Annotated in this window: 8 protein-coding genes and 2 riboswitches; of the genes, 3 read left to right on the top strand and 5 right to left on the bottom strand. The window is 73.0% G+C overall.

Annotated elements, in window-relative coordinates; all coding sequences use genetic code 11:
* Positions 1 to 44 precede the first annotated feature (44 nt).
* The 4 genes from ACFUVW_RS17395 to ACFUVW_RS17380 all read right to left on the bottom strand — a co-directional run bounded on the left by ACFUVW_RS17395 (position 45) and on the right by ACFUVW_RS17380 (position 4,219).
* Positions 45 to 1,010 (bottom strand): universal stress protein, encoded by a 966-nt coding sequence (locus ACFUVW_RS17395; RefSeq protein ID WP_430572573.1) that lies wholly within the window; start codon positions 1,008 to 1,010, stop codon positions 45 to 47.
* Between the two features lie 174 nt (positions 1,011 to 1,184).
* A complete protein-coding gene (locus ACFUVW_RS17390; RefSeq protein WP_430572572.1) occupies positions 1,185 to 2,003 on the bottom strand; it encodes a C40 family peptidase in 819 nt (272 codons plus the stop codon).
* A riboswitch (cyclic di-AMP (ydaO/yuaA leader) is annotated at positions 2,004 to 2,190 on the bottom strand.
* Positions 2,191 to 2,381: 191 nt separating this feature from the next.
* Positions 2,382 to 3,188, bottom strand: a complete 807-nt coding sequence (locus ACFUVW_RS17385; protein WP_430572571.1) for a C40 family peptidase — start codon at positions 3,186 to 3,188, stop codon at positions 2,382 to 2,384.
* Between the two features lie 3 nt (positions 3,189 to 3,191).
* Positions 3,192 to 3,369: riboswitch (cyclic di-AMP (ydaO/yuaA leader) on the bottom strand.
* A 130-nt stretch (positions 3,370 to 3,499) separates the two neighbouring features.
* On the bottom strand, positions 3,500 to 4,219 hold the full coding sequence (locus ACFUVW_RS17380) for a metal-dependent transcriptional regulator (RefSeq protein WP_430572570.1): 720 nt from the start codon (positions 4,217 to 4,219) through the stop codon (positions 3,500 to 3,502).
* A gap of 147 nt (positions 4,220 to 4,366) precedes the next feature.
* Here ACFUVW_RS17380 and serC point away from each other — a divergent pair, with 147 nt between their 5' ends.
* Both serC and ACFUVW_RS17370 read left to right on the top strand, forming a co-directional pair.
* Positions 4,367 to 5,551, top strand: a complete 1,185-nt coding sequence (gene serC, locus ACFUVW_RS17375) for a phosphoserine transaminase (RefSeq protein ID WP_430572569.1) — start codon at positions 4,367 to 4,369, stop codon at positions 5,549 to 5,551.
* A gap of 140 nt (positions 5,552 to 5,691) precedes the next feature.
* A complete protein-coding gene (locus ACFUVW_RS17370; protein ID WP_430572568.1) occupies positions 5,692 to 6,516 on the top strand; it encodes an MHYT domain-containing protein in 825 nt (274 codons plus the stop codon).
* 27 nt (positions 6,517 to 6,543) lie between these two features.
* Here the strand turns inward: ACFUVW_RS17370 and ACFUVW_RS17365 are convergent, their stop codons facing one another.
* Positions 6,544 to 7,890, bottom strand: a complete 1,347-nt coding sequence (locus ACFUVW_RS17365; protein ID WP_430572567.1) for an MFS transporter — start codon at positions 7,888 to 7,890, stop codon at positions 6,544 to 6,546.
* Between the two features lie 159 nt (positions 7,891 to 8,049).
* On the opposite strand from ACFUVW_RS17365, the gene ACFUVW_RS17360 reads away from it, so the two are divergent.
* Positions 8,050 to 8,517 carry a hypothetical protein gene (locus ACFUVW_RS17360; RefSeq protein WP_430572566.1) on the top strand — a complete coding sequence of 156 codons (468 nt, stop codon included), beginning with the start codon at positions 8,050 to 8,052 and terminating at the stop codon, positions 8,515 to 8,517.
* Positions 8,518 to 8,574: the final 57 nt, after the last annotated feature.

Raw genomic sequence — 8,574 nt, 5'->3', positions numbered from 1 at the left:
GCCCTGTTTCGTGTCGAAACAGGGCCACGATCACACCCACAACGTCAGGCGGCGGTCGTCGAGGCGTCGTCCTGGTCGAGCTCCTCGTCGCACTTGCGCGTCACGACCAGCACGGGGCAGGCGGAGTGGTGCAGCACCGCCTGGCTGGTGGAGCCGAGCAGCAGGCCACGGAAGCCGCCGCGGCCTCGGGAGCCGACCACGACGAGGTCGGCCCCGGTGGAGAACTCGGTGAGCAGCTCGGCGCCCGTGCCGTCGAGCACGTGCCGCTTGATCGTCACGCCCGGGTTCGCCGCCTGGGCGCGGTCCACGGTGACGTCGAGGCCGGCCTTGACGTCCGCCAGGACGGTCTCGTGGTCGATCTGCGACGGCAGCCAGGCCAGGATCCCCGCCCCGCCGCCGAGCGGCACGCCGGCGACGGCGACGAGCTCCGCGTCCCACGCCTTCGCCTGCGCGACGGCGTGCTTCAGCGCGACCTCGGCCGACGGCGACCCGTCGACCCCCACGACGATGCGGCGCACCTCGTGCACCACGTCCCCGTCGCGGCGCTCCGCGGCGTCCGTGCTGCCGCCGCCGTCGCCGCGGTACGGCACCACCACCGTGGGGCAGTGCGCGTGCGCCGGCAGGGCCGAGGAGACGGTGCCGAGCAGCCGCTCGGTGAACCCTCCCTTGCCCCGGGTGCCCACGACGGCGAGCGCGTGCTCCCGCGACATCTCGACGAGCACGCCGGCGGCGTCCCCCGTCGCGACGGTGCCGGTCACGGGCACCCCACTGGCGGCGACACGCTCCTCCGCCTCGGCGAGGACCGCCTTGGCACCCTCCTGGATCGCGGTGTCGTCCAGGGCGGCGTACCCGCCGTCGAGGGACGCGGCCGTGAACGACGGCAACGAGTAGGAACACACCACGTGCAGCCCCCACCCCACACGCCGCGCGTACGCGGCAGCCCAGTCGAGGGCGTGCAGGCTGGCTGCAGACCCGTCGACACCTACCAGGACGACCTCAGGCCGTGTCATCTCGCGCCTCCTGTCCGCTGGCGAGGAGCCCGCCCTCGTCGTCGAGGGCGCCTGGTTCAAGCCTAGCGAAAGGATCGCGCAAGGCACAGCAAAGCGGCCCCCAGACAGGTCGACCCCCGTGCTCGGGAGCACGGGGGTCGACGAGGTCGGGTACGGCCTGCCGGCCGCGCCGCGTCAGAAGACGCGCATCGCGACGGAGTCCGACTCGGACTGCCACATCTTGTGGTAGCCGGTCTCCCAGTTGATCGGGCGCGAGGCCTCGACGACCATCCCGTCACCCGCGTAGATGCTGATGTGGCCGGGGCTCCAGATGAGGTCGCCCGGCTGCAGCTCGGAGAACGGGATCTCCGTGCCGGCGTAGCGCTGGTCCGACGAGGTGCGCGGCAGGTCCACGCCGAGCTGGCCGTAGACGTACGACGTGAGGCCGGAGCAGTCGAAGCCCGACGGGCTGGCGCCACCGACGACGTAGGGCGTCCCGATGTAGCGCATCGCGATCGAGACGGCCTGCTGGCCGAGCGACGAGTTCGACGACGTCTCGGCCGCCGCCGGCGCCTCGGTGCGCTCCGCGGAGCGGGAGACGGTCTCGGTGGAGCGCTCGGTGCTCTCCTCCTCGACGACGGGCTCCGGCTCGGGCTCGGGCTCCGGCTCGGGCGCCGGGGTGATCTCGGCCTTGGCCGCGATCTTCTTGTTGATGGTCTCCATGTCGACCTTGGCCTTGGACTCGACCGTGACGACCGGAGCCGCCTCGAGCGCCTCGCGGGCCTGGTCGCTCAGGGCGCCCAGGTCGACGGTGCTGAGCTTCTTCGCCGAGTCCGTGTCGACCGGGGCCGCCTGGGCGGCGCTCGCGCTGGCGAAGGTCGAGACGAGCAGGCCGCCGGCAGCAGCGGCGACGACGGCGCGACGGCCGGTCACCGAGGAGCTGACGCTCTGGACCAGCCCGCCGAGCGGACGGCGCGCGGCACGGTGCCGGGCGCGCGTGGTACGTGCGTTCACGTGTTCCCTCTCCTGTCGCCTACGAGGTCAGCTGTCGGGTTCGGGTGGGAGAAACACCCGGCCTCACGGACCAGGTCCGTGCGACTTCACCCCAAGGACGCCATGGATCAGCGCCCGAAATTGGGTCCCCCGCCCCTGCGTGCGGTCAAGGTCCCCGACCGGCTGCAGGGCTCGGCGTTCCGGTCGAGACCCGGCGGATCTCCCGCCGAGTGGTTGACACCGTAGCGGACACGCCAGGCGATGTCACGTTTCGATCACAGCGCCTGTGGACGGCGTGCTGTACGTCACATTCACCCAGGTCGAACCGGTTTCCCTGCGCACGACGAAACCCCGCCGCGCGAGGGCGCGACGGGGCTCCGGGTGACGCGTCGGACGGACTCAGCCGACGCGGATGAACGTGGGGTTCGACTGCCAGATGGAGCGGTACTTGACGACGTCGCCCGGCTTCGGGGCGTCGATCTGCATGCCGTCGCCGGCGTAGATCGCGACGTGGCCCGGGGTCCAGACCAGGTCGCCCGGCTGCGCCTCGGAGGCCGAGACGACCGTGCCGGCGTAGCGCTGCTCGGACGTCGTGCGGGGCAGGCTGATGCCGGCCTGCGCGTAGACGTACTGCGTCAGGCCGGAGCAGTCGAAGCCGGACGGGCTGCTGCCGCCGGTGACGTACGGGACGCCCACGTAGCGCATCGCGATCGAGACGATCGCGGAGCCGTTCGCGGAGGCCGGCACCTCGACGGCCTCGCGCTCGTCGGAGCGGGACGCCGTCTCCGAGGAGCGGGACGACGACTCGTCGGAGGACTCGTCGGCGGAAGCCGTCTCGACGACCTCCTCGACGACGGGCTCCGGCTCCGGCTCGGGCGCCGGGGTGATCTCGGCGTTGGCCGCGATCTTCGCGGTGACCTTCTCGACGTCGACCTTGGCCTTGGCGTCGACGGTGACGACCGGGGCGGCCTCGAGGGCCTCGCGAGCCTGGTCGGTCAGGGCACCGAGGTCGACGGTGCTGAGCTTCTTGGCGGCGTCGGTGTCGACCGGGGCGGCCTGCGCGGCGCTGGCGCTGGCGAAGGTCGAGACCAGCAGACCACCGGCGGCGGCGACGACGGCCGCGCGACGGCCGGCCGAGCCGGACGGGGCGAGGGCGATCGGACGACGGGCGGCGCGGTGCCGGCCGTGGTTCGTGCGTGCGCTCACGTGTCTACCTCTCCTGTCGCCTGCGAGGTCAGCTGTCGGGTTCGGGTGGGAGAAACACCCGGCCTTCCGTGCCCGTGACCGGGCCCGTCCGGCTTCACCCCGAGGACGTCGTCACCGACGCCCGAAGTGGGTCCCCCGCTCCTGCCGTGCGGATGTCCGTGGAGCTCGGCCGGTGGCAGGGTTCGGCGTCCGGTCGAGCGCCCGCAGGATGAACTCCGGCGAGCGCCCCGACCGTACCGGACAACCCCGGGCGATGTCACGCTGCGGTCACGATGTGGCGTGCCCGCCCGTGGCCGGAGCCGGACCGCAGGTCAGCGGCTCGCGACGAACAGGTGCTTCGCCAGCTCCTCGGGCAGGTCGAGCACGATGCCGGACCCCTCGACCTCCACCGCCACGTCGACGCCGACCGTGCGCGCGACGATCTGCGCCCCGGGCACGAGACCGGACTCCGCGAGCCGCGCCAGCAGCTCGATGTCCACCTGGAGCGGCTCGGCGATCCGCTGGAGCACCAGCTCGACGCCGTCGCCGTCCGTCAGGCCCTTCGCCCGACGCGCCTCGAGCACGCCCGGTAGGGACTGCACGCCCTCGAGGAACGGCACGTCCTGGTACTGCTCCCCCAGCTCCGACAGCCCCGGGATCGGGTTGCCGTACGGGTCGGCGTGGGGGTGGTCGAGCAGGGTGACGAGGCGCTTCTCGACGAGGTCGCTCATCACGTGCTCCCAGCGGCACGCCTCGGTGTGCACGTGCTCCCAGTCGAGCTTGATGACGTCGGTGAGGAGCCGCTCGGCGAGCCGGTGCTTGCGCATCACGCGGGTGGCCTTGGCCTGCCCGGCCTCGGTGAGCTCCAGGTGCCGGTCGCCCGTCACGACGACGAGACCGTCGCGCTCCATGCGCGCCACCGTCTGCGACACCGTCGGCCCGGAGTGCCCCAGTCGCTCCGCGATACGGGCGCGGAGCGGCGGGATGCCCTCCTCACCGAGCTCGTAGATCGTCTTGAGGTACATCTCGGTGGTGTCGATCAGGTCGGTCACGTCCACTCCCGTCTTTCGGCGCGGCCTAGTCTATTCGCACGCGTGGGCGCAGGCGGGGTCGCGCGGCGCCGCCGTGCGCGCTCCCGGCGAGACATCCTGCCCTGCCCCACCGACGACCGCTCCCCCTCGCCCGGAACCGGAGACACCATGCCCGCTGCGTCGAGCCACCCGAGCCGTCCGATCCACCCGAGCGTGGTCATCCCCGCGTCGCTCCTGCCGTCCGACGGCCGGTTCGGCTCCGGCCCGTCCAAGGTGCGCCCCGCCCAGGTCGCCGCGCTGGCCGCGGCGGGCGACCCGGCGGCCCTGGTGCTGGGGACGTCGCACCGGCAGCCGGCGGTGAAGGACCTGGTGCGGCGCGTGCGCACGGGCCTCGGCGAGCTGTTCGCGCTGCCCGACGGGTACGAGGTGGCGCTCGGCAACGGCGGCTCCTCGGCGTTCTGGGAGGTCGCCGCCGCGTGCCTCGTCGAGCGCCGCGCGCAGCACGCCGTGTTCGGAGAGTTCGGCGGGAAGTTCGCCGCGGCGACGACGCGCGCGCCCTTCCTCGCCGACCCGGACGTGGTGTCGGCCGAGCCCGGCACCGTGGCGCACCTCACGCCGGTCGACGGCGTCGACGTGTACGCGACGCCGCACAACGAGACCTCGACGGGAGCGATGGCGCCGGTGCGCCAGGTGCCGGGCGCGCGCGCCGAGGGGGCACTGCTCCTCGTGGACGCGACGTCGGGCGCGGGCGCGCTGCCCGTGGACGTCGCCGACACCGACGTCTACTACTTCGCCCCGCAGAAGGTCTTCGCGGCCGACGGCGGCCTGTGGCTCGCCGTCTGCTCGCCCGCCGCCGTCGAGCGCGCCGAGCGGGTGGAGGCGTCCGCCGGGACCACCACCGGGCGGTGGGTACCGGAGTTCCTGTCCCTGACGACCGCGCTGACCAACTCGCGCCTCGACCAGACGCTGAACACGCCGGCCGTCGCGACGCTGGTGCTGCTCGCCGAGCAGGTCGAGTGGCTCCTCGAGCAGGGCGGCCTCGCGTGGTCGAGCGCGCGCACCGCGGAGTCCGCGGGCGTGCTCTACGACTGGGCGGACGCGCGCGACTGGGCGACGCCGTTCGTCGCCGACCCCGCCGAGCGGTCCACGGTCGTGGCGACGATCGACCTGGACGACGCGATCGACGCCGCCGCCGTCGTGCGCGTGCTGCGGGAGAACGGCGTGGTCGACGTGTTCCCGTACCGCAAGCTCGGCCGCAACCAGCTGCGTGTGGGCGTCTTCCCCGCCGTCGAGCCCGACGACGTCCGGGCGCTCACGGCGTGCGTCGACCACGTGGTGGCGCAGCTCGGCTGACGCGACCGCCGTCGCTCCTCCCGGCAGCTCGGCGCATCGTCCCAGGTCAAGGGGTACTTTTCACCCATAAGGTCACGGGCTGATAACGTGCCGCCTCGTCACAGACGGGCGACGTTGCCGGGAGGCTCCGAATGCCGGAGATGCACCACTTCACCTACGGGCTGATCACCCCGCTGCTCGCGTACGTCGCGTCGTGCCTCGGGGCGGCCACCGGGCTGTCCGCGACCTCGCGGGCCCGGGCCGCGACGGACACGAAGACCCGCGCCGCCTGGCTGCTGGTGGCCTCCGTCGCCATCGGCGGCACGGGCGTCTGGGTCATGCACTTCATCGCCATGCTCGGCTTCACGGTCACCGACATGCCGATCAACTACGACGTCCCGCAGACGATCCTCAGCGCCCTCGTGGCCGTGGTCGTCGTCGCGATCGGCCTGTTCCTGGTCGGCTTCGCGGGCGACCGTCCCCTGTGGCTGGTCTCCGGCGGCGTCGTCGCCGGGCTCGGCGTGGCCGCGATGCACTACATGGGCATCGCCGCCATGCGCATGACCGGCCACATGGAGTTCTCGCTGCCCGTGGTGGGGCTCTCCGTGCTCATCGCGATCGTCGCGGCGACGGCGGCACTCTGGCTCAGCGTGAACGTGCGCGGCCGCGCCGCCACGCTCGGCGCGGCGCTCATCATGGGCATCGCCGTCAGCGGCATGCACTACACCGGCATGGCGGCGCTGACGATCACCGGGGAGCCGGGGGTGCCCACGAGCGGCACCACCGCCATCGACCTGCTCGGCCCGCTCATCCTCGGCATCGCGGCGCTCACCGTCGCGCTCATCTTCGTCGTCCTGATGTGGCCGAACGAGGAGGAGATGCGCGACCAGCAGGAGTTCGAGGCACGGATGCGTCGGCAGGCGAACGGCGTCACGCCGGTCACGCGGCGCGGCTCCCGGCGCGAGCCGGCCACGCACCGGCACTGAGAGTCGCGCGGCCGCGGCCGAGGGCGGTCAGGCCGTCGTCGGCACGCGCTCGGCGTCGGCGCGGCTCAGCTCGCGCCGCACGCCGTCGCGCGTGGTGACGCCCTCCAGCACCTCGCGGTCGAGGTAGACCACCTCGAGGTGGGGGCGGGACAGCACGCGGTAGCGCACCCGCAGGTGCCAGCGCCGCACCGCCCAGACGGTGGCGCCGGCGGCGACGAGGAACGTGGCGATCGAGCCCACGAGGATCGACCAGCGGGGGCCCCAGGCCTCGCCGATCCAGCCGACGATCGGCGACCCGATCGGCGTCGCGCCCTGGAAGATCATCACGTAGAGCGCCATGACCCGGCCGCGCATCACGGGGTCGGTCGAGACCTGCAGCGCGCTGTTGGCCGCCGTCATCATCGTGAGCGACGCGAGCCCTACGGGGATGCACGCGAGCACGAACGACGAGTAGGTGGGCATGAGCCCGAGCACCGCCGTCGTGACCGCGAACGCGAACGCCGAGCCGATCACCAGGCGCACGCGGGGGCGGTCCCGGCGGGCGGCGAGCAGCGCCCCGGCGAGGGAGCCGATCGCCAGCACCGAGCCGAGGATGCCGTACTCGCTCGCGCCGCGGCCGAACTCGACGCGCGCCATGAGCGCGGAGGTGAGCTGGAAGTTCAGGCCGAACGTCGAGACGACGAACATCACGACCATGATCACGACGATGTCGGAGCGCCGGCGCACGTAGCGCACGCCCTCGCGGATCTGCCCCTTGGCGCGCGGCGCGGCCGGCTGCGGCCGCAGCTCGCGCACCCGCATGAGGGCCAGGGCGGCGATCGTCGCCCCGAAGGTCACGCCGTTGATCATGAACACCCAGCCGGCGCCGACGGCCGCGATGAGCAGCCCGGCCACGCCCGGACCGATGAGGCGCGCGGCGTTGAACGACGCGCTGTTCAGCCCGACGGCGTTGGGCAGCTTGGAGGCCGGCACCATGTCGGCGACGAAGGTCTGGCGCGCGGGGTTGTCCAGCGCGGACACGACGCCGAGCAGGAGCGCGAAGACGTAGACGTGCCACAGCTCCGCCCGCCCGGAGAGCACGAGCGCGCCCAGGGCGAGGGCCAGCACGCCCATCCCGCCCTGGGTGGCCATGAGGAGACGACGGCGCGGCAGCCGGTCGGCGAGCACGCCCGCCCACGGGGACAGCAGCAGGAACGGCACGAACTGCAGGGCCGTGGTGAGGCCGACGGCGATGCCGGAGTCGTCACTGAGGTCGGTGAGGACGATCCAGTCCTGGGCGATGCGCTGCATCCACGTGCCGACGTTGGCGACGAGGGCTGCCGCGAACCAGATGCGGTAGTTCGTGTACTTCAGGGAGGAGAAGGTGGCGCTCATCGGTCGAGCTCCCGGGCTTGTTCGTCGCTCGCGGGTGCCACGGATCTCCTTCTCCTCGGGGTGTCGTCGACCGTGGCAACAGGTTATCGAATCGTTCTATTCCCCGCCCGGGGAGTGACGCGTCCCACGCCCTCCGCGAAGTCCAGTACGGTATGCGCCGTGCGCACCGAGATGTCCCTCGCGGAGACCCTGAACGAGCTCGGCCTCCTGGGAGGCCGGACCCTGCCCCGCTTCGTCACGTCCGTCGGCGGCGCCGGCGACGAGCTCGAGGTGGTCGCCGACGCCCGGGCGGTGAAGAACCTTCCCGGCCCGCTCAAGCTCGCCACCCGGCTGGTGCCCGCCGTCCGGTCGCGGCTGCGGGTCGAGGCCTTCGACGGCGGCGTCGCCGTGCTGTCCGTCGACGCCAGCGCCGGCGGCCTGCCCGCGCACAAGCTGCTCGGGCTCGCGAAGAGCCGCATCGAGTCCGTCCTGTCCTCCAAGGGCCTGCCCGCCGGCTCGGTCCAGATCCGCCCCGACGCCCGCATCGCGCTGGACGTGCAGCGGCTGCTCGCCGCCCGCTACCCGGGCACGGTCGTGCAGGGCATGACGTTCGCCGACGGCCGCGTCGCCGTCGACACCGCCGCCTGACAGCCTGACGGTCACCCGCCCTGACGTTGTGGGTGGGCGCGTGGCCCTGTTTCGCCT

The sequence above is a fragment of the Isoptericola sp. NPDC057391 genome (assembly GCF_042668085.1).
Lineage (GTDB): Bacteria > Actinomycetota > Actinomycetes > Actinomycetales > Cellulomonadaceae > Isoptericola.
The sequence above is the reverse complement of the archived record's forward strand: the minus strand, read 5'-3'. Positions and strand labels throughout refer to the sequence as shown.